The sequence below is a fragment of the Mesorhizobium sp. P2_C4 genome, from assembly GCF_056404575.1.
Genome location: NZ_JBFUDT010000002.1, coordinates 1,248,265 through 1,271,109, shown reverse-complemented (window position 1 = coordinate 1,271,109; position 22,845 = coordinate 1,248,265). Strand labels below are relative to the sequence as shown.

The 22,845-nt window shown below is 63.8% G+C and carries 24 protein-coding genes and 1 tRNA gene; 15 read left to right on the top strand and 10 right to left on the bottom strand.

All coding sequences use genetic code 11. The features are described from left to right. Window positions 1–463: 463 nt before the first annotated feature. Window positions 464–823 carry a hypothetical protein gene (locus AC1DX6_RS12450; RefSeq protein WP_477313587.1) on the top strand — a complete coding sequence of 120 codons (360 nt, stop codon included), beginning with the start codon at window positions 464–466 and terminating at the stop codon, window positions 821–823. Between the two features lie 125 nt (window positions 824–948). Here AC1DX6_RS12450 and AC1DX6_RS12445 read toward each other — a convergent pair. Continuing rightward, a tRNA-Ser gene (locus AC1DX6_RS12445) sits at window positions 949–1,038 on the bottom strand. 370 nt (window positions 1,039–1,408) lie between these two features. Between AC1DX6_RS12445 and AC1DX6_RS12440 the strand changes: the two genes are divergently transcribed. The 4 genes from AC1DX6_RS12440 (at window position 1,409) to AC1DX6_RS12425 (ending at window position 4,445) form a co-directional block, all read left to right on the top strand. Further along, window positions 1,409–2,104, top strand: coding sequence for a hypothetical protein (locus tag AC1DX6_RS12440; RefSeq protein WP_477313585.1), 696 nt, complete (start codon window positions 1,409–1,411; stop codon window positions 2,102–2,104). A gap of 97 nt (window positions 2,105–2,201) precedes the next feature. Beyond that, window positions 2,202–2,525 carry a hypothetical protein gene (locus AC1DX6_RS12435; RefSeq protein WP_477313583.1) on the top strand — a complete coding sequence of 108 codons (324 nt, stop codon included), beginning with the start codon at window positions 2,202–2,204 and terminating at the stop codon, window positions 2,523–2,525. 53 nt (window positions 2,526–2,578) lie between these two features. Next, window positions 2,579–3,244, top strand: a complete 666-nt coding sequence (gene msrA / locus AC1DX6_RS12430; protein WP_477313581.1) for a peptide-methionine (S)-S-oxide reductase MsrA — start codon at window positions 2,579–2,581, stop codon at window positions 3,242–3,244. Window positions 3,245–3,455: 211 nt separating this feature from the next. Beyond that, the gene (locus tag AC1DX6_RS12425) at window positions 3,456–4,445 is read left to right on the top strand and encodes a BMP family lipoprotein (protein ID WP_477313579.1); all 990 of its coding nucleotides are present in this window, start codon (window positions 3,456–3,458) and stop codon (window positions 4,443–4,445) included. 98 nt (window positions 4,446–4,543) lie between these two features. On the opposite strand, the gene AC1DX6_RS12420 is transcribed toward AC1DX6_RS12425, so the two are convergent. Both AC1DX6_RS12420 and AC1DX6_RS12415 read right to left on the bottom strand, forming a co-directional pair. Further along, a complete protein-coding gene (locus AC1DX6_RS12420) occupies window positions 4,544–4,948 on the bottom strand; it encodes a hypothetical protein (RefSeq protein ID WP_477313577.1) in 405 nt (134 codons plus the stop codon). Between the two features lie 21 nt (window positions 4,949–4,969). Further along, on the bottom strand, window positions 4,970–5,176 hold the full coding sequence (locus AC1DX6_RS12415) for a SlyX family protein (protein ID WP_477313715.1): 207 nt from the start codon (window positions 5,174–5,176) through the stop codon (window positions 4,970–4,972). 217 nt (window positions 5,177–5,393) lie between these two features. Between AC1DX6_RS12415 and AC1DX6_RS12410 the strand changes: the two genes are divergently transcribed. The 6 genes from AC1DX6_RS12410 to deoA are packed head-to-tail and all read left to right on the top strand — an operon-like array spanning window position 5,394 to window position 11,601. Then, on the top strand, window positions 5,394–6,926 hold the full coding sequence (locus AC1DX6_RS12410; RefSeq protein WP_477313575.1) for an ABC transporter ATP-binding protein: 1,533 nt from the start codon (window positions 5,394–5,396) through the stop codon (window positions 6,924–6,926). Then, window positions 6,923–8,062 carry an ABC transporter permease gene (locus tag AC1DX6_RS12405; protein WP_477313573.1) on the top strand — a complete coding sequence of 380 codons (1,140 nt, stop codon included), beginning with the start codon at window positions 6,923–6,925 and terminating at the stop codon, window positions 8,060–8,062. The genes AC1DX6_RS12410 and AC1DX6_RS12405 overlap by 4 nt, the downstream gene beginning before the upstream one ends. A 1-nt stretch (window position 8,063) precedes the next feature. Then, window positions 8,064–9,035, top strand: coding sequence for an ABC transporter permease (locus AC1DX6_RS12400; protein WP_477313571.1), 972 nt, complete (start codon window positions 8,064–8,066; stop codon window positions 9,033–9,035). A 5-nt stretch (window positions 9,036–9,040) separates the two neighbouring features. Next, on the top strand, window positions 9,041–9,433 hold the full coding sequence (cdd, locus tag AC1DX6_RS12395; protein WP_477313569.1) for a cytidine deaminase: 393 nt from the start codon (window positions 9,041–9,043) through the stop codon (window positions 9,431–9,433). A gap of 30 nt (window positions 9,434–9,463) precedes the next feature. Next, complete coding sequence (locus tag AC1DX6_RS12390) at window positions 9,464–10,282, top strand: purine-nucleoside phosphorylase (RefSeq protein WP_477313713.1); 819 nt, start codon at window positions 9,464–9,466, stop codon at window positions 10,280–10,282. After that, window positions 10,282–11,601: a thymidine phosphorylase gene (gene deoA, locus AC1DX6_RS12385; RefSeq protein ID WP_477313567.1), complete on the top strand. Its 1,320-nt coding sequence runs from the start codon at window positions 10,282–10,284 to the stop codon at window positions 11,599–11,601. The genes AC1DX6_RS12390 and deoA overlap by 1 nt, the downstream gene beginning before the upstream one ends. A gap of 22 nt (window positions 11,602–11,623) precedes the next feature. Here the strand turns inward: deoA and AC1DX6_RS12380 are convergent, their stop codons facing one another. From AC1DX6_RS12380 to AC1DX6_RS12370, 3 genes are all read right to left on the bottom strand, one after another. Further along, complete coding sequence (locus AC1DX6_RS12380; protein ID WP_477313565.1) at window positions 11,624–12,181, bottom strand: TIGR02281 family clan AA aspartic protease; 558 nt, start codon at window positions 12,179–12,181, stop codon at window positions 11,624–11,626. A gap of 107 nt (window positions 12,182–12,288) precedes the next feature. Beyond that, window positions 12,289–12,918, bottom strand: a complete 630-nt coding sequence (upp, locus tag AC1DX6_RS12375; RefSeq protein ID WP_095084682.1) for a uracil phosphoribosyltransferase — start codon at window positions 12,916–12,918, stop codon at window positions 12,289–12,291. A gap of 148 nt (window positions 12,919–13,066) precedes the next feature. After that, window positions 13,067–14,041, bottom strand: a complete 975-nt coding sequence (locus AC1DX6_RS12370) for an adenosine deaminase (protein ID WP_477313563.1) — start codon at window positions 14,039–14,041, stop codon at window positions 13,067–13,069. A gap of 147 nt (window positions 14,042–14,188) precedes the next feature. Between AC1DX6_RS12370 and ubiE the strand changes: the two genes are divergently transcribed. The 3 genes from ubiE (at window position 14,189) to coaBC (ending at window position 18,144) form a co-directional block, all read left to right on the top strand. Next, entirely contained in the window at window positions 14,189–14,965 is a 777-nt protein-coding gene (gene ubiE / locus AC1DX6_RS12365; RefSeq protein WP_477313561.1) for a bifunctional demethylmenaquinone methyltransferase/2-methoxy-6-polyprenyl-1,4-benzoquinol methylase UbiE, read from the top strand. Window positions 14,966–15,035: 70 nt separating this feature from the next. After that, the gene (gene ubiB, locus AC1DX6_RS12360) at window positions 15,036–16,610 is read left to right on the top strand and encodes a 2-polyprenylphenol 6-hydroxylase (protein WP_477313559.1); all 1,575 of its coding nucleotides are present in this window, start codon (window positions 15,036–15,038) and stop codon (window positions 16,608–16,610) included. Window positions 16,611–16,671: 61 nt separating this feature from the next. Beyond that, window positions 16,672–18,144: a bifunctional phosphopantothenoylcysteine decarboxylase/phosphopantothenate--cysteine ligase CoaBC gene (gene coaBC / locus AC1DX6_RS12355; RefSeq protein ID WP_477313557.1), complete on the top strand. Its 1,473-nt coding sequence runs from the start codon at window positions 16,672–16,674 to the stop codon at window positions 18,142–18,144. Between the two features lie 24 nt (window positions 18,145–18,168). On the opposite strand, the gene AC1DX6_RS12350 is transcribed toward coaBC, so the two are convergent. Continuing rightward, the gene (locus tag AC1DX6_RS12350) at window positions 18,169–19,494 is read right to left on the bottom strand and encodes an aspartate aminotransferase family protein (RefSeq protein WP_477313553.1); all 1,326 of its coding nucleotides are present in this window, start codon (window positions 19,492–19,494) and stop codon (window positions 18,169–18,171) included. A gap of 98 nt (window positions 19,495–19,592) precedes the next feature. On the opposite strand from AC1DX6_RS12350, the gene AC1DX6_RS12345 reads away from it, so the two are divergent. Beyond that, a complete protein-coding gene (locus tag AC1DX6_RS12345; protein WP_477313551.1) occupies window positions 19,593–20,444 on the top strand; it encodes a LysR family transcriptional regulator in 852 nt (283 codons plus the stop codon). Window positions 20,445–20,489: 45 nt separating this feature from the next. On the opposite strand, the gene AC1DX6_RS12340 is transcribed toward AC1DX6_RS12345, so the two are convergent. From AC1DX6_RS12340 to AC1DX6_RS12330, 3 genes are all read right to left on the bottom strand, one after another. After that, the gene (locus tag AC1DX6_RS12340) at window positions 20,490–21,926 is read right to left on the bottom strand and encodes an MFS transporter (RefSeq protein ID WP_477313549.1); all 1,437 of its coding nucleotides are present in this window, start codon (window positions 21,924–21,926) and stop codon (window positions 20,490–20,492) included. 244 nt (window positions 21,927–22,170) lie between these two features. Beyond that, entirely contained in the window at window positions 22,171–22,626 is a 456-nt protein-coding gene (locus AC1DX6_RS12335) for a DUF992 domain-containing protein (RefSeq protein WP_477313711.1), read from the bottom strand. A gap of 64 nt (window positions 22,627–22,690) precedes the next feature. Next, window positions 22,691–22,834: an LPXTG cell wall anchor domain-containing protein gene (locus AC1DX6_RS12330; RefSeq protein ID WP_477313547.1), complete on the bottom strand. Its 144-nt coding sequence runs from the start codon at window positions 22,832–22,834 to the stop codon at window positions 22,691–22,693. Window positions 22,835–22,845: the final 11 nt, after the last annotated feature.

The following is a 22,845-nucleotide window of genomic DNA, read 5'->3' as shown; positions in this document are numbered from 1 at the left end:
TGATCGGAACCACGCGTCAGGTCAGCGGTTTCATTTGCGCGAGCGTTACGTGCGCCTCCGCCAACGAATTAAACCTTGACGCGGGTCTCGCCGGATAGGCCGGGCAAACACTTCAACAGCAACGGTGGAATGAAAATGTCGAACTCTGTTCGGGCAGCTACCGAAGGCATGCCCTCGATCAACCGCCGCAAGGCTCTCACTCCGGCCTCGCCGCCGCTCTCGCTACCACGGCGGCCTCCGTCTACCCGGCGTCTACCAACCAGACCGCCACCGCCAATCAGGACATGAAGGAGGCGGCGTATTCGCAAGATCGAACCGATCGTTCGCAACATGGCCGAACTGGGCGGGAAGCGAGTTTCAAGATGATCCCGCGGCTGATCGTCAAGCATCAGGCTCGTCGCTGACGCCTAGCGTTTGACCAGCTGAACGATCGTTCCGCGACGAGTCCCAATCGCCGCCCCGCTTGAAAAATCCGTGGCTTTCGCCAGCAAGCGCCGATCAAGCGGCTGCGGCCATCGCCCTGTTCGAAGCGTCGACCCGGTGGAAGGATTTCGCCCTTTTCCACATCGAACAGGCGCGCGCCTTCAAGCGCGAGCTGTCCGAGCAGAAGAACGCGACCACCGGAAAGCCGTTGGCCCATGCGACGAGACATTCGCGGCTGATGGCGCTCAAGGCCGCTGGCTCGGGGCAGGTAGGATACCGGAAGATCGGCTACAGCGACGCCGACTACTTCAACCCGTCGGCCAACGATAGCCGGATCGCCACGGCGTCGCGGGAAAAGGCGGCGCCGAGCATAGAACAAGTCCGCCATATCGAGAACTGATCGAGCAGCTTCTGCGACGCAAGCTCGAAGCAATCGTGGTGACCGGTGGAAAGCATAGCCTTTGTGCGTCCAACTGTACGCAGAATTGTCGTATCGACGAAAAAATCAATAATTTCAACGCGTAGTGGCGGAGAGAGCGGGATTCGAACCCGCGTTACGGTCTCCCGTAAACACACTTTCCAGGCGTGCGCCTTCAACCACTCGGCCACCTCTCCGTCCTTGCATTTCGCGCCGGCCGGTTTCGCCGCGCGGGTTGGGGAGATGCATCACCCCTTGGGAAGTCCGGCCGGAAACTCAGCGCCGTGGGCGCCGTCAACCAGCGAACACCCTTTCCCCGCCCCTGAGCCGTCGAAGCAACAGGTGCGGGGCTCATCTAGTCGATCCAGCGTCGAATGCCAAGCCAAAACGGGCATTCTATTCGCCATGCCGGGATTAGCGTCTTTTGCCATGCCGCGCGCCCGGCGCCTGTCGTGGCGGCGGCCAGCGAATGATGTGCACAGGCAGGGCCGCAAAGCGTGCCGTGCTTGACTTCGTCGCTGGCCGCCTGTCGAGTGATCGCGAGGCTTTGCGGGGCACCGGCCGGACATGACATCGACAAACCAACAGCCAGCCAGGCGGCCAGACAGCGGGCTTTCCTATATCCCGCCGGCATGGCTCGTCTTCATCATGGCCTGGTCGGCCTACAGCCTGATTTCCGCATGGCGGGTGATTGGTGACTATGACCTGCCGGACAGCGTTCTCTATCTCATCTATGGCGGCCTAGCCGCCAGCATCATCACCATCCTGTGGGGACTTTATCTGCTTGGCCTCGCCTTCAACCGTTCGGCGCGGTTCCCTCGCCATTTTACCATCTGGCAGGTCGCCACCATTCTCTGGTTGCTGGCAAGGCAGGCCTATATGCTGGTCGTGCCCGATTTCGCCTTCTCAGGCCGCGGGCTGGCCATCACGGGGGCCGAGATCGCCGTCGGGCTGCTTTGCATCTATCTGTTGCGCCGCGGCGCAGGCGCCGAGACGACCTATGCCAATCCCGAAAGTGAAAGCCCGTCGGTGCTGGTCTCGATCGTCGCGGCCTTGCTAGGCATCATCCTCGGCGCCGCAATCGGCGCCGGCGTCGGTTTTGCCGCCGGCGCGCTGATTGCCGAAACCACCGACATGAGCTGCTTCGAAGGCGCCTGCGGCTACTTTGCCGTGTTCATCGGGCTGGCTGGGCTGGTTGTCGGTGCGATCGCCGGCGGCGTGTTTGCCGTCTGGTGGGTGCACAGGCGAAAGCGGAAGGCGTAGGTTTCAAATTCGCGTGTCACGATTGCGGTCAAAGCACGCAAAGGCTATCTCCGCTACAGACTTTGGTCTAGGGGGAAATCCTCGGGGGAGGGTCTGGATGTTTCGCTTCATCTTTCGTCTCGCGGCAATGATATCGCTTTCGGTCTCTGTCATCATGGCGGTGCTGGATGCGACGCGATCGGTGGCGGCTTCAGCACTGGTGATGACCCCGCTCAACACGAGCTGGCTCGCCGTCTCGCCCGACACGCGCAGCGCCTTCGAGAGTTTCATCCGCGACAAGGTCAATCCGATGCTGTGGGACAGCGCCATCGCCTGGGTGCTCAACCAGCCCGGTTTTGCGGTGTTCGCGGTCGCTGCCTTCATCCTCTATGCGATCGGCTACAAGCGGCAGCGGCGGAGCGGACAGTTCGCTCCGAGCTGATGATCGGCGATGGGCTTCCAGCGTCCCCAAGCCCGGAGAAAGGGAGACTGCGCATGTTTTTTCTCAGCGATATGCTGAACAAGAAGCTCAATCTGCCGAAGCCCTCCGAGGCGCTGCCGGGCCGTATCAAGGCGATCGCCACGGCCTCCAGGCATTTCGTCTCGAAGCGGCCGCTGAAGGGACCCTATCCCGAGGGGCTGGAAACGGCGCTGTTCGGGCTCGGCTGCTACTGGGGCGCGGAGCGCCTGTTCTGGCAGCGCGAAGGGGTCTGGGTCACGGCCGTCGGCTTTGCCGGCGGCGTCACCCCCAATCCGACCTATCAGGAAACCTGCACCGGCCTCACCGGCCATGCCGAAGTGGTGCTCGTCGTCTACGACCCCAGGATCGTCTCCTACGGCGATCTGTTGAAGCTGTTCTGGGAAAGCCACGACCCGACACAAGGCATGCGCCAGGGCAACGATGTCGGCACCACTTATCGCTCGGCGATATATACTTTTGGTGACGCGCAACACCAGGCGGCGATCGCGTCACGCGACGCTTACGAAGCCTCCTTGCGTGGCGCCGGCCGTGGCAAGATCACCACCGAGATCGCGGCAGCGCCCGAATTCTATTTCGCCGAGCAGGACCACCAGCAATATCTGGCGAAGAACCCTTACGGTTATTGCAACCTCAAAGGCACCGGCGTCGCTTGCGCCATGCCGGCCGCCGCCTCCGCTTAAGGCCTTTGGCGAAAGGAATTGGTTGTGGCGCGGCGTCCCGGCGCCACGCTTTTCCAAAAGGTCAAAATTCCGCGTGAATTTTGTTTCGGGCCGTGCCAGATTGGCCCTGAGCGGGAGGGAGTACACTCCTGCCTGACGTCGCATGCCTGCCGGTGAACCGGGCAGGCCGGCGGCGCGTAACGGAAAAAATAACCGACAGGGTGTGGATCACATGAAACGTATCGTTCTCGGCCTTCTGGCCGCAACTGCAATGGTTCTTCCGGCTTTCGCCGCGGACATTCAGCCCGCCATTCTCTACGATCTGGGCGGCAAGTTCGACAAATCCTTCAACGAAGCGTCCTACCACGGCGCCGAGAAGTTCAAGACCGAAACCGGCATTGCCTATGTCGAATTCGAGGTCAGCAACGCCACCCAGCGCGAACAGGCGCTGCGCCGTTTCGCCGAGGACGGCCGCAACCCGATCGTCATGGCGGGCTTTTCCTGGGCTGACGCGCTGGACAAGATCGCCGTCGAGTTTCCCGACACCAAATTCGCCATCATCGACATGGTCGTCGACAAGCCCAATGTCCGCTCCGTCGTCTACAAGGAGCAGGAAGGGTCCTACCTCGTCGGCGTGATGGCGGCGATGGCTTCCAAGTCCAAGAAGGTCGGCTTCATCGGCGGCATGGACATTCCGCTGATCCGCAAATTCGGCTGCGGCTATGTCGGCGGCGCCAAGTCGGCGGGTGCGACCGAAGTCATCCAGAACATGACCGGCGACACGCCGGCCGCCTGGAATGATCCGGCCAAGGGCGGCGAGATCGCCAAGACGCAGATCGACCAGGGCGCCGACGTTGTCTACGCCGCGGCCGGCGGCACCGGCGTCGGTGTGCTGCAGGCAGCCGCCGATTCGGGCAAGCTTGGCATCGGCGTCGATTCCAACCAGAACGGCCTACAGCCCGGCAAGGTGCTGACCTCGATGGTCAAGCGTGTCGACGTTGCCGTCTACAACACCTTCATGGATGCCAAGAACGACAAGTTCACCGGCGGCATCAACGATCTCGGCCTCAAGGAAGGCGGCGTCGACTACGCCATGGACGACAACAACAAGGCACTTGTCGATGACGCCATGAAGGCGGCGGTCGAAAAGGCCAAGGCCGACATCATTGCCGGCACCGTCAAGGTGCACGACTACATGTCGGACAACGCCTGCCCGTATTGATCGGCAGCGATCACCAAATTTCGGACCGCCGGGTGAAAACCCGGCGGTTTTGTTTTGGGCGAGGCTTTGTCGCGTGAGACGTCGGCGCGCAGGGCCGCCTAAAACTTTCCCGCGAGATAACCCAGCGCGAAGGCGGCAATCAGCCCGAGGGCGATGACGGTTCCACGCTGGCCGCCGAGCGCGTGCAGGCCGACGCCGTAGGGTCGCCGGTCGAGGCCCTGGATTACTGCCGGCGGTCTCACATCGCTGCTGTCGAGGTTGGACAGCCGCATCTGCGGCAGTTCGGCGATGCGTTGGGTGATCAGTTGCCAGCGATTGTCGGGCTCCGCGCCCGTTGCTTCATTGCGGTCGAAGACATGCATGCGTTCGGCAATTCGCAACACGGCGTCGCGAAAGGCGGGGTCGATCTCGAGATCGCGCTCGGCGCGTTCGCGGTCCCGGTCGTTCATCAGGCCAAGCACGTAGTCGCCGGCCCGGGCGATGCGATCGCTTTCACTGGCCATCACTTGCTCCCCTCAGGGCTCTCACCAATGCGGCGGCTTGGTCACCGGCACATCGGATGCAGACTGTTCCTCCAGGGCCAGGAAGCGGTCGGCCAAAGCGTCTAACTTGCGCTGCATGCGCTCGATCACCTTCCACTGCTCGGCGATCTGGCCGGACAGTTCGTCGATGGTCTTCTCCTGCTCGGTGGCGCGGATTTCCAGCGTCGTCAGCCGGTCGGCAGGCATGATCATCTTAAGAATCCCCGGTCTTGGCTCACGCAGCTCCAAAATGCTGCGAATTCGGATTTGCCATATTAGCGAATGTGAAGGTCGCGGCCATGTTCGAAATTGACAAGCACGCAGGGATTTGTCGAGAGTGAGCACCGCTTCGGCCGATTGGCAGGGGCGGGGCATCATGCTAGGCGTTTTGACCAAGCGATAAAAAAATAAGAGTGGGACAGGCTGCATGGCGCAAGCCGCAATCGAGCTTATCGGCATCAACAAGAGTTTTGGCGCCGTGCGCGCCAACCGCGACATCAATCTGGAAATCGTCCGTGGCACCATCCACGGTATCGTCGGCGAGAACGGCGCCGGCAAGTCGACGCTGATGTCGATCCTCTACGGCTTCTACCAGGCCGACAGCGGCGAGATCCATGTCGGCGGCAAGCCGGCGTCGATCAAGACGCCCAACGACGCCATCGCGCTCGGCATCGGCATGGTGCACCAGCACTTCATGCTGGTCGACAATTTCTCGGTGCTGGAAAACGTCATTCTCGGCGCCGAAAGCGATGCTCTGCTGAAGAAGAGCATCGCCAAGGCACGCTCCGAACTGGAGCGCCTCGAGCGCGAATACGGGCTGGAAGTCGATCCCGATGCGATCATCGAGGAATTGCCGGTCGGCCTGCAGCAGCGCGTCGAAATCCTCAAGGCGCTCTATCGCGGCGCCGAGATCCTGATCCTCGACGAGCCGACGGGCGTGCTGACGCCTGCCGAAGCCGACCATCTGTTCCGCATCCTCAAGCAGTTGAAGGAGCAGGGCAAAACGGTGGTGCTGATCACCCACAAATTGCGCGAGATCATGGCCATCACCGATACGGTTTCGGTCATGCGCCAGGGCACGATGGTGGCGACGCGCGAGACTGCCAAGACGACGGTCGAGGAACTGGCCGAGCTGATGGTCGGCCGGCGCGTGCTGCTGAGGGTCGAGAAGGGCGAGGCGGAGGCCGGAGGCGTCAAGCTGGCGGTCAAGAACCTGACGGTAAAGGATTCGCGTGGCGTCACCATGGTCGACGACATTTCCTTCGACATCCGCGCCGGCGAGATCGTCGGCATTGCCGGCGTTGCCGGCAATGGCCAATCTGAATTGCTCGAGGCGATTTCCGGCATCAGGCGGGCCGTCTCCGGTTCCGTCATGCTCGACGGCAAGCCGATCGACCTGACCGGGGCCGCCGATCCCGGCGAATTGCGCGACCGCGGGCTCGCCCATGTGCCGGAGGACCGCCATCATGTCGGACTGGTGCTGGCCTTCGAGGAGAACGAGAACTCGATCCTCGGCTACCACGACGACGAACGCTATCTGAAGGGGCCGTTCCTCAACATCGATGCCATCCGCAACGATGCCAAGGACAAGATCGGCAAATACGACATTCGCCCGGCCGACTGCCGGCTCAAGACCGCCAATTTCTCCGGCGGCAACCAGCAGAAGATCGTGCTGGCGCGGGAAATGGAGCAGGATCCCGGCGTGTTGATCGTCGGCCAGCCGACGCGCGGCGTCGATGTCGGCGCCATCGAATTCATCCACAAGCGCCTGATCGCCATGCGCGACCAGGGCAAGGCGGTGCTGGTGGTTTCCGTCGAGCTGGACGAGATCCGTTCGCTCTCCGACCGCATCCTGGTGATGTTTGCCGGCCGCATCGTCGGCGAGCGCGGCGCGGAGGCCACCGAAGGTGAGCTTGGCCTGCTGATGGCCGGTGTCGAGCACCAGGAGGCTGCAGAATGAGCACGCCCTATGCCAAGCTGCCGGCCTGGGCCGATTATGGGCTGATCCCGGTGATCAACTTGTTCGTCGCCTTCGTCGTCGCCGGCTTCGTCGTCATTCTTGTCGGCGAAAATCCGTTCCGCGCCGCCGTCATCCTGGTCGAAGGCGCCTTCGGCAAGGGGACGGGCATCGCCTTTACGCTGTTCTACGCCACCACCTTCATCTTCAGCGGGCTCTCGGTGGCGGTTGCCGCGCATTGCGGCCTGTTCAACATCGGCGGCGAGGGCCAGGGCTATATTGCCGGTCTCGGCATCGGCATCGTCTGCCTTGCCTTCGACAGCGTGCTGCCCTGGTGGCTCACCTTCCCGCTGGCGATCATCGCCTCTGCTGCGATGGGGGCGCTGTGGGCGCTGATCCCGGCCTATCTGCAGGCCAAGCGCGGCTCGCACATCGTCATCACCACCATCATGTTCAACTTCATTGCGGCCAGCGTCATGGTCTATGCCCTGGTCGGTTTCCTGAAGCCGGCCGGCTCGATGGCGCCGCAGACGCGCACCTTCCTCGAGGGCGCGCAACTGCCGAAGCTGAACTGGGTCATCGAACTGTTCGGCGCCAAGATACGTTCGGCGCCGCTCAACATCACCTTCCTTCTGGCGCTGCTGATGGCGTTTGTGGTCTGGCTGCTGATCTGGCGCACCAAGCTCGGCTACGAGATGCGCACCTATGGCCACAGCCCGAAGGCGGCGCGCTATGCCGGTATTTCGGAAACCCGCATCATCATGATCGCCATGATGATCTCGGGTGCGCTGGCCGGCATGATGGCGCTCAACCCGACCATGGGCGACCAGCACAATGTGGCGCTCGATTTCGTCTCCGGCGCCGGTTTCGTCGGCATCGCCGTGGCGCTGATGGGACGCCTGCATCCGGTCGGCATCGTGCTGGCGGCGATCCTGTTCGGCATGCTCTATCAGGGCGGCGCCGAACTCGCTTTCGAGATGCCGGCCATCAGCCGCGACATGATCGTCATCATCCAGGGCTTGGTCATCCTGTTTGCGGGTGCGCTCGAGCACATGTTCCGGCCTTATGTCCAGGCACTGTTCGCCTCGTTCAGCCCGAGATCTGTCGGCATCGAAGCGGTCAAAGGGAAGGGCGCCTGAGATGGATGTCTTCATCGCTATCGTCCAGATACTCGACTCGACCATCCGCCTGTCGGTGCCGCTGCTGCTTGCCTGTCTCGCTGGCCTCTATTCCGAGCGCGCCGGCATCTTCGACATCGGGCTCGAGGGCAAGATGCTGGTCGGCGCCTTTGCCGGTGCCGCCGCCGCCTCGGTCTTCCATTCCGCCTTTCTTGGCCTCGGCATGGCCATCCTGATCTCGGTCGCTTTTGCTATGATCCACGGCTTTGCCTCGATCACCCATCGCGGCAACCAGATCGTCTCCGGCGTGGCAATCAATTTCATTGCCGCGGGGTCAACCATCATGCTCGGCCAGCACTGGTTTCAGCAGGGCGGGCGCACACCGGCGCTGGCGCCGGAAGAGCGGTTCGAGGCGATCACCTTGCCCGGCGCCGATGCCGTCAAGGACGTGCCGGTCCTCGGCCCGATCTATTCGGAACTGCTGTCGGGCCATTCGGTGCTGGTCTATCTCGCCTTCTTCATGGTGCCCTTCACCTGGTGGGTGCTGTTTCGCACCCGCTTTGGCCTGCGCCTGCGCGCCGTCGGCGAAAACCCGGCCGCTGTCGATACGGCCGGCATCTCGGTGGCGTGGCTGCGCTACCGGGCGCTGATCTGCACCGGTATCCTCACCGGCGTTGCCGGCGCCTATCTGTCGATGGCCCAGAATGGCGGCTTCGTGAAGGACATGACCGCCGGCAAGGGCTATATCGCACTTGCCGCCCTGATCTTCGCCAAGTGGAAACCGGTCAACGCCATGTTTGCCTGCCTGTTGTTCGGCTTCCTCGATGCGCTGGCGATCCGCCTGCAAGGCACGCCGCTGCCGGTGATCGGCAAGGTGCCAGTACAGTTGATGCAGGCTCTGCCCTATATCCTCACCGTCATCCTGCTTGCCGGCTTCATCGGCAAGGCCATCCCGCCGCGCGCCGGCGGTGTGCCCTACGTCAAGGAACGCTGAACTTAATGTCGCATGATCTGTTCGAAGCGGCGCAAGCCGCCATGGCCAAGGCCTATGCGCCCTATTCGAAATTCCCGGTCGGCGCTGCGTTGCGCACCGAGGACGGCCGGGTTTTCGTTGGCGCCAATGTCGAGAATGCGTCCTTTCCGGAGGGATGGTGCGCCGAAACCACGGCGCTTGGCCACTATATCATGGGTGGCGGCGGCAAGATCACGGAGATCGCTGTCATCGCCGAGCGCATAGGCAGAGTTTCGCCCTGTGGCGGCTGCCGGCAAAGGCTGGCGGAATTCTGTCAGCCGGAAACGAAACTCTATCTGTGCGACAATGCTGGCGTGGTCGAAACCGTGACCATGGGCGACATGCTGCCCTATGGATTCCGGGGCGACATTTTGAAATGAAGAACTGGTTGAAATGAAGAGATGGCTGAAATGAAGGAAGCGCTGGACCATCTCGTTGAGCGGCTGGACGGACTGGCGCCGACCACGGCGCTGGTGCTGGGCTCGGGCCTTGGCGGGCTTGTCGACCAGGTCGAGGATGCGGTGCGCATCTCCTATGCGGATTTGCCGGGCTTTCCCAGAAGCGGCGTCACCGGCCATGCCGGCGAGGTGGTGGCTGGGCTTTTCGCTGGCACGCCGGTGCTGATGCTGTCGGGCCGCGCCCATTATTACGAGCACGGCAACGCGGCGGCGATGCGGCCGGCGCTGGAAGTGCTGGCGGGCATCGGCATCACCAAGCTGATTCTGACCAATGCGGCCGGTTCGGTCGATCCGGAGATGGGGCCGGGCTCAGTGATGCTGATCACCGACCACATCAATTTCTCGGGCTCCAATCCATTGATCGGCGAGCCGAGCGACCGTCGTTTCGTTGGTCTTACCGAAGCCTATGATGCCGGCATTCGCTCGGCGATCGAGAAAGCGGCGAAGGCGACGGGCACGGCGTTGCACAAGGGCGTCTATATGTGGTTTTCCGGACCGTGCTTCGAGACGCCGGCGGAAATCCGCATGGCGCGCATCATGGGCGCCAATGCGGTCGGCATGTCGACCGTGCCGGAGGTCATTCTCGCCCGCTTCCTCGGCCTGCGTGTCGCCGCCTGCTCGGTGGTCACCAACCTCGCCGCAGGGATGACCGGGGCGGAGCTTTCGCATCAGGAAACCAAGGACATGGCGCCGATCGGCGGCGCGCGGCTGGCGACAATCCTCCGGCGTGTGTTCGAGGATGGGCTGCCGGAGAGCAAGGTCCAGGCCTGATGCTTCCGCAAGAGATTATTCGCCGCAAGCGCGATGGCCAGAAGCTGTCGACGCAGGAGATTGACGGCTTCATCGAGGGCCTGACATCGGGCACCGTCTCGGACGGCCAGGTCGGCGCCTTCGCCATGGCGGTGTTCTTCAACGGAATGAGCCGCGACGAGGCGGTGGCGCTGACGCTGGCGATGCGCGATTCCGGCGATGTGCTCGACTGGTCGGACCTGCCGGGACCGGTCACCGACAAGCATTCGACAGGCGGCGTCGGCGACAATGTCTCGCTGATGCTGGCGCCGATCGTTGCCGCCTGCGGCGCCTATGTGCCGATGATATCAGGCCGGGGCCTCGGCCATACCGGCGGCACGCTGGACAAGATGGACGCCATCCCCGGCTATATCAGCCAGCCGGATATTGCGCGCTTCCGCAAGACGGTGCTCGAGACCGGATGCGCCATCATCGGCCAGACCGCCGATCTGGCGCCGGCTGATCGCAGGCTCTATGCGATCCGCGATATCTCGGGAACGGTCGAATCCGTGCCGCTGATCACCGCCTCCATCCTGTCGAAGAAGCTTGCCGCCGGCCTGCAGTCGCTGGTGCTCGACGTCAAGGTCGGCAATGGCGCCTTCATGGAGAAGTCGCGCGACGCAACGGCGCTGGCGAACAGCCTGGTCGAGGTCGCCAATGGCGCCGGCCTGAAGACCTCGGCGCTGATCACGGGCATGAACGAGCCGCTGGCGTCGGCGGCCGGCAATGCGGTCGAGGTGCGCAATGCGGTCGACTTCCTCACCGGCCGGGTCCGTGACAAGCGGCTGGAGGATGTGACGCTGGCGCTGGCGGCCGAGATGTTGCAGTCGACAGGCCTGGTGACGTCCAACCAGGACGGCATGCGGCGCGCCGCCGAGACGCTTGCCGGCGGTCGCGCCGCCGCCATCTTCGCACGCATGGTGTCCGCCCTTGGCGGTCCCGCCGACTTCGTCGAGAAGCCGGAAAAATATCTGCCGAAGGCGGCAACGGAATTCGCGGTCAAGGCGACCGCCAACGGCTTTGTCACCGGCATCGCCACCCGCGACATCGGGCTAGCGGTCGTCGGCCTCGGTGGCGGGCGCACGCGGCCGGATGACAAGATCGACCATGCCGTAGGCATCACCAGGCTGTTGCCGGTGGGTGCGGAGGTGCGGGTCGGTGAGGCGCTGGCGCTGGTCCATGCCCGCACGGAGGCGGATGCGGAGGCGGCCGCCGCCGCCGTGCTTTCGGCCTATGTGGTCGGAACTTCGAAGCCGGCGGCGGACAAGAGCGTGATCCGGCGGATCCTGCCGCGCGGGTAGGCAGAGGCGGGAAGGTTCTCTCCTACTGGACGAGCAGCAGCGTGCCGTCTTCGACCTGGTATTTTTCCAGCCGCTGCAGAAAGCTCATGCCGATCAGGTTGGTGTGCAGCGCCCGGTCGTCGAGCACGACGGCCTGGATGTCCTCGACCGTGATCTTGCCGATCTGCAGGCGATCGATGCTCACCACGGCTGCCTTGATGGCGCCGTTGGCGGTGTTGACCTGTTGGTTGAAATCCGCCTGGTTCAGTGAAATGCCGATCCTGCGTGCTGTCGACGTGTTGATGGCGACCAGCGTGGCGCCGGTGTCGATCAGGCCGTCGACCTGACGGCCGTTGAGCTTGAACGACGTGGTGAAATGCCCTCGCGCGTCCGCTGCGACCAGCACCTTGCGGCCGAACGGTTGTGGCACTGGCGGCTTGTCAGGGGCCGCGGCCAGCTTCAGTTGCGGATCAGCCGCCGGTTCGGCCTCAGCCGCCGATTTCGGCGTACTGTCGAACATTTGCGGATTCGATTGATAGGCGAACGGGATCAGTACCGATGTCGCGGCAAGCACGCAAAAGATGAGAACTGTGCGCAGCATGGGTCGGCCTTTGTGAGCGCCGACCCTAGTTCCGACATGGTGTTTGCGGCTTTAACGCGCGCCGAAACCGTGCCGTTGCGTAAACGAGCGGTAAACGGCCGTGATGGTTATTTCGTCCCGTACATGCGGTCGCCGGCGTCGCCGAGACCCGGCATGATGTAGCCTTTCTCGTTGAGCTGGCGGTCGATGGAGGCGGTGAAGACCGGAACATCCGGGTGCGCCTTGGTGAAACGTTCGATGCCTTCGGGCGCCGCCAACAGGCAGAGGAAGCGGATGTTGGTGGCGCCGCGTCCCTTCAGCTTGTCGATAGCCGCGATCGCCGAATTGGCGGTGGCCAGCATCGGATCGACGACGATCACCAGCCGGTCGGCGAGGTCGCTCGGCGCCTTGAAGAAATATTCGACCGCTTCCAGCGTCTCGTGGTCGCGGTAGAGGCCGATATGGGCGACGCGCGCCGCCGGCACCAGATCGAGCAGGCCTTCGAGCAGGCCGTTGCCGGCGCGCAGCACCGAGGCGAAGACCAGCTTCTTGCCCTCCAGCGTCGGCGCCTCCATGGTTTCGATCGGCGTTTCGATGGTGGTCGTGGTCAGTTCGAGGTTGCGGGTGACTTCATAGCCGAGCAGCAGTGAAATCTCGCGCAGCAGCCGCCGGAAGCCGGCCGTCGAGGTCTCCTTCTTGCGCATGATGGTCAGCTTGTGCTGGACAAGCGGGTGGTCGACGACGGTGACGCCCTGCATGGTGTTCTCCTAAATGCGTGTCGCCCAAAAGTGTGCGCATAGATCCATTCGGACGCGCTGCGCTTCCGGCTGCTGGAACGACCCTAGCGACAATGCGCCGGCCAAGGAACCGCCTGGCCGGCACCGACCACAGTTTTGTCGGGAGAAATCAGCGCGCGGCGCCGTTGAGCTTGGCCAGCAGCGCCGTCTTGGTCTTCCGATCGACGAAGGCTGCCTCTATTGCCGTGCGGGTGACCGCAGCGAGCGCCTTGTCGTCCATCGCAAAATGCTCGGCGGCGATGGCGTATTCGCGCTTCAGAGACGTCCAGAAATAGGGCGGGTCGTCGGAGTTGAGCGTTACCTTGCAGCCCGCCGCTTTCAACGCCGGAAAGGGGTGGTCGGCGAAGCTGTCGAAAACCTTGAGCGCGATGTTGGAGCCGGGGCAGCATTCGAGCACGACGCCTTCGTCGGCGATGCGCCGGACGAGGTCGGGGTTCTCGATGGCGCGCACGCCGTGGCCGATGCGCGACGGGCGGATGTGGTCGAGTGCCGCCTGGACGCTCTCCCAGCCCATCAGTTCGCCGGCATGGATGGTGATGCCAAGCCCGGCCTCGCGGGCGATCTCGAAGGCCCTGACATAGTCCTCGAAGTCGCCCATGCGCTCGTCGCCGGCAACGCCGAAGCCGGTCACCAACGGATGCCCGCAGCGGGCCGCGAAGCGCGCCGCCTGCTCGATCGATTCGACGCCGACATGACGCACGCCGGTGACGATCATGCGGCCCTCGATGCCGGTCTTGGCCTTGGCGCGGGCCATGCCTTCGCCGAGCGCGTCGGTATAGGCCTTGGGCGACAGGCCGGCTTTTTTGGCGTGATCCGGCGAGGTGAAGACTTCGGAATAGATGGCGCCGTCGCGGGCGAGGCTGGTCAGATAGTGATCGGCCAGCCGGGCATAGTCCTCTTCGGTGCGGAACAGGTCGGCGGAAAAATCATAGGCGGCGAGGAACGAGGTGAAATCGTGCCAGACGAAGGAGCCGTCCTGGATATAGGGCGAGGTGTCCTTGCCGTATTTCTGCGCCTGGCTGATGACGAGTTCGGGGGCAGCCGCCCCTTCGATGTGGCAGTGCAGTTCTGCTTTCAAAGGCATTCAATCATCCCGTCAGGTCAATCCAGATCGTGGCCACATTGGCATGATGCCACGACAGGGAAGCGCGGCCGAACACCGCGCCTTAAACAATAGCGCCCGCACCATCGATCGGCTATGGTCCCGCCGGTTTTATGACGGATCACAATAATGTCAGTCGAGAGAACAACGGCCGCGGGTGGCATGGAAACCTCCTATGGTTTCAAGCGTGTAGGGGCTGACGACAAGCAGTCCCTGGTCAACGACGTTTTCCACAAGGTAGCCAACCGCTACGATCTGATGAACGATCTGATGTCGGCTGGACTGCACCGGCTGTGGAAGGACGCCATGGTGACATGGCTTAATCCGCCGAAACGGCCAGGCTGGAAGGTGCTCGATGTTGCCGGCGGCACCGGCGACGTCGCCTTCCGCATCGTCGAGGCGAGCCACCGCAATGCCCATGCCACCATCCTCGACATCAACGGCTCGATGCTCTCGGTCGGCCGTGTCCGGGCCGAGAAAAAGGGCCTGTCCGACAACACCGATTTTGTCGAGGCCAATGCCGAGGAATTGCCTTTCGCCGACGCCACATTCGACGCCTATACGATCGCCTTCGGTATTCGCAACGTGCCGCGCATCGATGTGGCGCTCAGTGAAGCGTTCCGCGTGCTTAAGGCCGGCGGACGTTTGCTCTGCCTCGAATTTTCCGAGGTCGACATGCCGCTGCTCGACAAGGCCTATGAGGCCTGGTCGTTCAACGCCATTCCCAGGATCGGCAAGGCGGTCACCGGCGACGGCGAGCCCTATTCCTACCTGGTCGAATCGATCCGCAAATTTCCCAACCAGCAGAATTTTGCTGCCATGATCACCCGCGCTGGCTTCGATCGCGTCTCCTTCCGCAACTATTCGGCCGGCATCGCCGCCCTGCATTCGGGCTGGAAGCTTTGAGGCTGGCCCGTATTTTTCACGTTCGATGTGCCCTGCGCCGGTTTAGAAAGCCGGCAGGGCAAGTGCTGCCATGAGCACCGTCGGCGCGGCTTTTCGGCTCGCACGGGCCGGCTGGGTGCTGGTGCGCGAGGGTGTCGTCGCCGCCTTGCCGGGCGACGAGCTGTCCGGCCTGCCGAAATTCGGCTGGCGCATGGCGCGGCTGTTCACCCGCCGCCGTGCACTTGCCTATGAACGCGGCGATCGGCTGGCCAAGGCGGTCGTCCGGCTCGGCCCATCCTACGTCAAGCTCGGGCAGTTCCTGGCGACGCGGCCTGACGTCGTCGGCAACGACATGGCGGTCGATCTCGCCATGCTGCAGGACAAGATGCATACGTTTCCGCAGGCTGAGGCGGTGGCCGCGATCGAAGCCTCGCTCGGGCGCAAGATCGGCGAGCTTTACGTCCGCTTTGGGGATGCTGTCGCTGCCGCCTCGATCGCCCAGGTCCACACAGCTGAAACCGTGCAGAACGGTGTCGCTACCCAGGTGGCGGTAAAAGTCATCCGGCCGGGCGTGCGCCGCCGCTTCTTCCACGATCTCGAAAGCTATTTCCTCGCCGCCCGCCTGCAGGAAAAGTACATCCCGTCGTCGCGCCGCCTGCGGCCGGTCGAGGTGACCGAGACGCTGGCGCAGACCACCAAGATCGAGATGGATTTGCGGCTCGAAGCGGCGGCGCTTTCCGAACTCGGCGAGAACACCAAGGACGATCCTGGCTTTCGCGTGCCGTCCGTCGACTGGGAGCGCACCGGCCGCGACGTGCTGACCATGGAGTGGGTCGACGGCATCAAGATGAACGACGTTGCCGGCCTCGCGGCCTTCGGCCACGATCTGAAAACCATCGCCGGCAACCTGATCCAGTCGTTCCTGCGCCATACGCTGCGCGACGGCTTCTTCCATGCCGACATGCATCCGGGAAACCTGTTCGTCGAGGGCAACGGCACCATCGTTGCCGTCGATCTCGGCATTGCCGGCCGGCTCGGCAAGAAGGAGCGCCGCTTCCTCGCCGAAATCCTCTACGGCTTCATCACCCGCGACTATCTGCGCGTTGCCGAGGTGCATTTCGAGGCCGGCTATGTGCCGCGCCAGCACAATGTCGCGGCCTTCGCGCAGGCGATCCGCGCCATCGGCGAGCCGATCCATGGGCAGCCGGCCGAAACCATCTCGATGGCCAAGCTGCTGACGCTGTTGTTCGAGGTCACCGAGCTATTCGACATGGCGACGCGGCCCGAATTGATCCTGCTGCAGAAGACCATGGTGGTGGTCGAAGGTGTCGCCCGCACGCTCGACCCGGCCTTCAACATGTGGAAGACGGCCGAGCCGGTGGTCGGCGACTGGATTGCCGGCAATCTTGGCCCGCGCGGCATTCTGGTCGACGCGCGCGACGGTGCCAAGGCGATGCTGGCACTGGCCCGCCAGGCGCCGGAACTCGCCGCCCGCACCGAGCGTTTGTCGCGCGAGATCGACTTGATGGCCGAGCACGGCCTGCGCTTCGACGAAGCTACATCGCGCGCCATCGGCAAGGCCGAAGCGCGTTACACCCGCTCCGGCCGGCTGGCGCTGTGGGTGATCGCGCTGACGCTGGTCTATATCGCGTGGAATATCTTGTGATTGCTGACCGGCGATAGCATTGCTATCATTGCATTCGTGACGACCTAAAGAGTGCAATCACATGGCCAGCATCACCATCCGCAACCTCGATGATGACGTGAAGGATCTGCTGCGGCAGCTGGCGGCAGAGAATGGTTGCTCGATGGAAGAGCAGGCGCGGCTGATGATCCGGGCGGCGGTTGAGGGCCGGGCAGGACAGGCCGACCGCATCGACCAGATCGAGAAGACGCTGCGCGCGCTGGCAGGTCGAGACCAACAAGCGACTTCTGCCGTCGCTGTTTCGGGCAAGTCGTCGCCGCGTGGCTCTTTGTCAGGCAAGCGCATCCTGCTCATCATCGGTGGCGGCATTGCCGCCTACAAGGCGCTCGACCTGATCCGCCGGCTGCGCGAGCGCGGTGCTGCGGTGCGCGTGGTGATGACATCAGCGGCGCAGGAATTTGTCACCACGCTGTCGGTCGGCGCGCTTTCGGCCGACCATGTCTTTACCGAACTGTTCGACCGCAATGATGAGCACGATGTCGGCCATATCAGACTGTCTCGCGAGGCCGACCTTCTGGTGGTCGCGCCGGCCACAGCCGACCTGATGGCCAAGCTCGCCAACGGCCATGCCAACGACCTGGCATCGACCGTGCTGCTCGCCACCGACAAGAAGGTCTTGCTGGCGCCGGCGATGAACCCGAAAATGTGGTCGCATCCGGCGACCCGGCGTAATCGCGCGACACTGGCCAAGGACGGCATCGCTTTCGTTGGCCCGGCCAAAGGCGAAATGGCCGAAAGCAACGAGGCCGGCGAAGGCCGTATGGCCGAGCCGCTGGAGATCGTCGCCGCCATCGAAGCGCTGCTCGAAAGCAGGCCGAAGCCGCTGGCCGGCAGAAAGATCATCGTCACCTCGGGGCCGACGCATGAGCCGATCGACCCGGTGCGCTACATCGCCAACCGCTCGTCGGGCAAACAAGGCCATGCGATTGCGGCGGCGCTGGCGAGGCTGGGCGCTGACGTCCAACTTGTCTCCGGTCCGGTCAGCATTGCCGATCCGGCCGGCGTTGCGACGACGCATGTCGAGACTGCGGCCGAGATGAAAGCGGCGGTCGAGCAGTTGCTGCCGGCGGACGCCGCGGTGTTCGTCGCCGCCGTCGCCGACTGGCGCACCGCCAATTCGGCCGGCGAGAAGATCAAGAAGGTGGCGGGCGAAGGGCCGCCGGCGCTGCAGATGGTCGAAAACCCCGATATTCTCGCCAGCGTCGGTCATCACCAGAAGCGCCCCGGACTGGTCGTCGGCTTCGCCGCCGAAACGCAGGACCTGATTGCCAATGCCGAGGCCAAGCTGAAGAAGAAGGGCGCGGATTTCATCGTCGCCAACGATGTCTCGCATGACAGCGGCGTCGGCTCTTCCGGCGTCATGGGCGGCGATCGCAACCGGGTGCGGATCGTGTCGAAGACCGGCGTCGAGGAATGGCCCGAGATGAGCAAGGACGAAGTGGCGGCGCGGCTTGCCGCGCTGATTGCAGAACGGCTGAAGACGATCGTGGTCTGAGCGGCCTCCCGGCCGCCGCCGGGCTCACTCCGCCGCAACACCTGGTGCGCTCGCGGCAAGCGAGGCTTCGATCGACTCCGCAATGATCCGCAGGCCGAGATCCAGCTCCTGTTCGGAGATGGTCAGCGGTGGGGCAATGCGGAAGACTCCGCCCATGCCGGGAAGCTTGACGATGTTCATGCTGAGCCCGCGCCGGAACGCTTCTGCCGCGATTGTCGCGCCGAGCTGGTGGTCAGGGAGTTTGCCCTCCTTGACGATCTCGACGCCGAGCAGAAGGCCGCGACCGCGCACGTCACCGACGCATTCGTAGCGCCGCTTCAACCGCGACAGCCCTTCGAACAAACGCGCACCCATATGCCGGGCCCGGTCGACCAGCTTTTCTTCTTCCACCACGTCGAGCACGGCGAGGCCGACTGCCGCCGGCAGCGGGTCGGAGACATGCGTGGTGTAGAATAGGAACCCTTTTTCGTGTGCGGCGTCTTCGATGTCGGCTGTTGTCATGACTGCCGACAGCGGCAGGCCGGCACCGATGGTCTTGGACAGAGTGAGAATATCAGGTGTCACGCCGTCCCTCTGGAAGGCGAACATATCTCCGGTGCGGCCGATGCCGGTCTGCGCTTCGTCGAGGATGAGCAGCATGCCGCGCTCGCGGCACTTCTGTTTGAGCGCCGCCAAGTAGCCTGGTGGCAGCTCCAATATGCCGCCGCTCGACAGGATCGGCTCGGCGACAAAAGCCGCCAGGCTTCCCGTCGACTGGCTGTCGATCAGATCGAAGGCATCGTCGAGTTCGGTGCGCCAGTCCAGCGAGCCATCGGCGTGCTTGAAGCGCGGCCGGAAGCTGTTGGGAGCGGGGATGGCCAGCGACCCGACCGTGGCCGGGCCATAGCCCTTGCGGCCGGCGCTGTAGGTCGCCGAGGCGGCAGCACCCGTCATGCCGTGCCAGCTCTTCGAGAAGGCAACGATTTCGTGCCTGCCGGTCACCAGCTTTGCCATGCGGATGGCGGCTTCATTGGATTCCGCGCCCGTCGAAAGCAGCATGACCCGGTCGAGGCCCGGCGCCAGGGCTGCGAGCCGTTCGGCAAGTTCGACCACCGGCCTCGACAGCATGCCGCTGAACAGGTGGGCTACCTTTTCGACCTGGCGTGTCACCGTCGAAACGATCCTGGGATGAGAATGGCCGAGCAGTGCGCTCATCTGGCCGGAGGTGAAGTCGAGGATCGGCCTGTCGTCGGCATCGTAGACGAACGAGCCAGCGGCGCGCTCGATGATGGCGGGCTCGAAGCTGCCGCCGTAGCGTATCAAATGCTTCTGCGCCGCCGCCCAGAATTCTCGATCCGCGTTTTTCGACATGCCGCAACTCCATCAAATCGTTGAAGAGGAAAAAATAGCGGATGGCGCGGGTGCAGTAAAATTGATAGTAATCGGATTCCGATATCAATGGAATTGATATGCAGGCCCCGCTCGACCTCAAGCTCCTGGCGACATTCGTGCGGGCGGCGCATTCGGGAACGCTGAGCGCGGTGGCCATACAGGTCGGGCGCACGCAGTCGGCCGTGACCATGCAGGTGCAGCGGCTCGAGGAGGCGCTGGGACAGAGCCTGTTTCATCGCAGCGGCAGCGGCGTGCGGCTCACGGGCAGCGGCGAGCGCTTCCTCGTCTACGCCGAGCGCATTCTCAAAATCCATGACGAAGCGATCTCGGCGCTGTCCGAGAAAGGCCTGCACGGTTCGATCGTTTTCGGCAGCCCCGAGGATTATCTCAGCGCGTTCTTTCCCGCGCTGCTGAAGAGTTTCGGGACGATCTATCCCGATGTCGAGATCAAGGTCGTCTCGGCGCCGACAGTCGAATTGCGGACGCTTCTCAACGCACGTCAGATCGACCTGGCGCTGGTTTCGAATGCGCACGATGCGCAAGGCGTCGTGCGCACGGAACGGCTGGTCTGGGTCGGCAGCAAGCCAGCGCTCGACCTCTATGATTTCGGCGACACCGTGCCGCTGGCAATGGCCGCGTCGAATGCAATCGATCACAAGGCGGCCTGCGAGGCGATGGCCCGGGCTGGGCTGCGCTACAAGATCGCCTATGCGAGCAATAGCCTCGCCGGCTTGATCGCGGTCGCGCGGTCAGGCCTGGCGATCAGCGTGATGACGCAGGAGGCGGTGCCATCCGACCTGCATATTCTGGGCGCGCCGCTGCCTCAGCTGCCGCGTCTTGGCATTCTGATCGCCTTTGCCGAGACCGAGCGATCTCCGGCGGTCGAGGCATTCGCAAATCACATCCGCAGCGTTCTTCCATCGCTTTGAGAAGCAGGCCGGCCGGGAGGCGACTGGCCAATCTCGGCAATGGCTTCAGCCTGTCGCCAATTGCGGCCGGCTTGCCGTCAAAGCCATCCTCAACGCCGCCAGGCAGCCAATGATACCGAGCGGCACGAAGGCCAGGAACAGCCAGCCGGCGACGCTGGCCGCGGCGTCGCGGTTCAACCCGGCGGAGAAGCCGCTGGCATTGGCGATGATGCCGGCCATGGCGGCGCCGACGGCGTAGCCGATGCGCTGCATGGTCGGCACGGCGGCCGAGGCAATCGTCTGCTCGCCCTCGCGGGCGGAGGCGACGATGATGCGCGTCAGGAAGGGCCAGGACACGCCGAAGCCGCCGCCTTGCAGCAGGGCGCAGACGAGGATCAGCAGGATCGATCCAGTAGGAATGGCGTAGGCGAAACCGGCGAGGCCGGCCGCAATCATCAGCGCGCCGATGACGAGGATCTGCCGTTCACGCTCCAGCGGCGCATTGGCGACGGCGATAGACAGGATCGACCAGGCGATCGATTCGGCGGCGATGATGTAACCGGTGGTGAGGATCGGAATACCGTGCAGCGTTGTGAGCAGCAGCGGCCCGTAGATGGAAAATGAGACGGTCGCCACCGAGAAGGCGGCAACCATGGTCATGCCGCTGCCGACCGGCGAGCGCCACGAAAACAGGCCCGACGGGAACAGCCGCGAGCGCGGCTTCATGGCGTCGACGACCACGAACAGCGCCAGGCCGGCGAGGCCGAGGACGAGCAGCAGCGAGGAGCGCACCAAGGCGACGTCGACCCCGGCGGTGGCGATCAAGATGACGGCGATAGCGAGACAGCCAAGTGCGGCATAGGGGAAGGGCGGCGAGGTGCCGGCGGCGGCTTGCGGCTTTGTCGCTTCCGGTGTGTTGAGCACGATGAAACTCGCCAGCGCCATGGCGATGCCGCCCAGCACGAAGACGCCGAAGGCCCAGCGCCAGGACAACAGCTCGACCATAATCGCGCCGAGCATCGGGCCGCTGAAGGCGGCAACGCCCCAGATTGCCGACATGATGCCGAAAAGCTGCGGCCAGATGTTGCGATTGAACAGCCGTTCGACCGAGACGAAGGCCAGCGATACCAGCGCGCCGCCGCCCAGCCCCTCGACCAGGCGGCCGGCGAGAAACACCGGCATGGAGGGGGCGGTGGCGCAGATCAGCGCGCCGGCGGCATAGAGCAGAGCGGCGACCGTGACGTTGGAGCGCAGCGCGACATAGCTGACCATGCGGCCGGCGGCCGCACCTGCGACGATGGCGCCGAGCTCGTAGATGGCCAGCGACCAGCCGACCAGTTGCACGCCGGCGAGGTCGCCGACCATCGCCGGCATGATTGTCGCCACCATCGTCTCGTTGGTGGCGTGCAGCAGGATGCCGAGGCTGATGAAGCAGAAGCGCGCCAGGTCGCCGCTCGTCCACAGCGCGCGCCAGTCGACTTTGTTGCTGGTGCTTTCAGTCATCACTTCCACCCTGCCTTTGCATATCTCGATGCCGGCGCATGGCACCAGAAGCCAGTGGGGCTTTCCGGCGGGGCCATGCGCGCTGTTTCAGCAAGGGCAGGCTTGTAAAACCTCAACCGTGGTTGAGTTCAAGCGACTTTTTTACCGCCAGCGTTCGCGATTGGCCGAAAGCCTCTCAGCTTCGTCATCCACGGGTCTGCGCCGCGTCGCTTCGCTCCTTGCTCCGCCCGTGGATGACGAAGCGTCAGTTCGCCGAACTGCGCAGCTGGAACTGGCTGACGCCGATGGCGATGTTCATGCCGGTCTGCGTCTGCAGGCTCAGCGGCTGCAGCGTGAAGGCCTGCGAGGAGCCGCCGACCAGCAGATTGGCGCCGGCGCCGACCGCCGCCGTCACTTCGGCGCTGGCGCCGACATAGTCACCGGCCAGCGCGCCCGGCGCATAGATGTTTTTCAGCGGCGTCAACACCAGCCACTGCATCACCGTCTGTTTGGTCGTGCCGATGTCGAGACCGTATTTGTTGACGACGCCGAAATAGGCTTCGGGCGCGAAGCTCTTGTCGGCCGGAGTGAAGGTGCAGCTCAGATCCTTGCTCGAGCCGAAGATGAAACCGGTGCCGCCGCCGATGGCGCAATCGAGCGTGCCGAGTTCGATGCCCTGGTCCTGCGCCCGACCAGGACAGGCGAACGCCATTGCGGCCATTATCGCCGCGGCAAATGTTGCAGTTTTCGCCACAGGACCCCCCCTCTCGAGCGCGCTTGCCGACCTAGAGTGGTTTCTTGCGGCGCTTCAAGTAAACCAATGCGGCGACTGCAGCAAAGAACACGACGATGGCCAGGATGTACAGCGCTTCCGTCGAGCCATCGCCACCGTCCGGCGAAACGCCAAACCATCTTTCGATGAAATCCATGCCTGTCTCCT

Bases quoted from the DNA above. Each gene is read 5' to 3' on its own strand.
- AC1DX6_RS12440 (WP_477313585.1), top strand. From the start codon at position 1,409: ATGACATCGACAAACCAACAGCCAGCCAGGCGGCCAGACAGCGGGCTT.
- AC1DX6_RS12435 (WP_477313583.1), top strand. From the start codon at position 2,202: ATGTTTCGCTTCATCTTTCGTCTCGCGGCAATGATATCGCTTTCGGTC.
- msrA (WP_477313581.1), top strand. From the start codon at position 2,579: ATGTTTTTTCTCAGCGATATGCTGAACAAGAAGCTCAATCTGCCGAAG.
- AC1DX6_RS12425 (WP_477313579.1), top strand. From the start codon at position 3,456: ATGAAACGTATCGTTCTCGGCCTTCTGGCCGCAACTGCAATGGTTCTT.
- AC1DX6_RS12420 (WP_477313577.1), bottom strand. From the start codon at position 4,948: ATGGCCAGTGAAAGCGATCGCATCGCCCGGGCCGGCGACTACGTGCTT.
- AC1DX6_RS12410 (WP_477313575.1), top strand. From the start codon at position 5,394: ATGGCGCAAGCCGCAATCGAGCTTATCGGCATCAACAAGAGTTTTGGC.
- AC1DX6_RS12405 (WP_477313573.1), top strand. From the start codon at position 6,923: ATGAGCACGCCCTATGCCAAGCTGCCGGCCTGGGCCGATTATGGGCTG.
- AC1DX6_RS12400 (WP_477313571.1), top strand. From the start codon at position 8,064: ATGGATGTCTTCATCGCTATCGTCCAGATACTCGACTCGACCATCCGC.
- cdd (WP_477313569.1), top strand. From the start codon at position 9,041: ATGTCGCATGATCTGTTCGAAGCGGCGCAAGCCGCCATGGCCAAGGCC.
- AC1DX6_RS12390 (WP_477313713.1), top strand. From the start codon at position 9,464: ATGAAGGAAGCGCTGGACCATCTCGTTGAGCGGCTGGACGGACTGGCG.
- deoA (WP_477313567.1), top strand. From the start codon at position 10,282: ATGCTTCCGCAAGAGATTATTCGCCGCAAGCGCGATGGCCAGAAGCTG.
- AC1DX6_RS12380 (WP_477313565.1), bottom strand. From the start codon at position 12,181: ATGCTGCGCACAGTTCTCATCTTTTGCGTGCTTGCCGCGACATCGGTA.
- upp (WP_095084682.1), bottom strand. From the start codon at position 12,918: ATGCAGGGCGTCACCGTCGTCGACCACCCGCTTGTCCAGCACAAGCTG.
- AC1DX6_RS12370 (WP_477313563.1), bottom strand. From the start codon at position 14,041: ATGCCTTTGAAAGCAGAACTGCACTGCCACATCGAAGGGGCGGCTGCC.
- ubiE (WP_477313561.1), top strand. From the start codon at position 14,189: ATGTCAGTCGAGAGAACAACGGCCGCGGGTGGCATGGAAACCTCCTAT.
- ubiB (WP_477313559.1), top strand. From the start codon at position 15,036: ATGAGCACCGTCGGCGCGGCTTTTCGGCTCGCACGGGCCGGCTGGGTG.
- coaBC (WP_477313557.1), top strand. From the start codon at position 16,672: ATGGCCAGCATCACCATCCGCAACCTCGATGATGACGTGAAGGATCTG.
- AC1DX6_RS12350 (WP_477313553.1), bottom strand. From the start codon at position 19,494: ATGTCGAAAAACGCGGATCGAGAATTCTGGGCGGCGGCGCAGAAGCAT.
- AC1DX6_RS12345 (WP_477313551.1), top strand. From the start codon at position 19,593: ATGCAGGCCCCGCTCGACCTCAAGCTCCTGGCGACATTCGTGCGGGCG.
- AC1DX6_RS12340 (WP_477313549.1), bottom strand. From the start codon at position 21,926: ATGACTGAAAGCACCAGCAACAAAGTCGACTGGCGCGCGCTGTGGACG.
- AC1DX6_RS12335 (WP_477313711.1), bottom strand. From the start codon at position 22,626: ATGGCCGCAATGGCGTTCGCCTGTCCTGGTCGGGCGCAGGACCAGGGC.
- AC1DX6_RS12330 (WP_477313547.1), bottom strand. From the start codon at position 22,834: ATGGATTTCATCGAAAGATGGTTTGGCGTTTCGCCGGACGGTGGCGAT.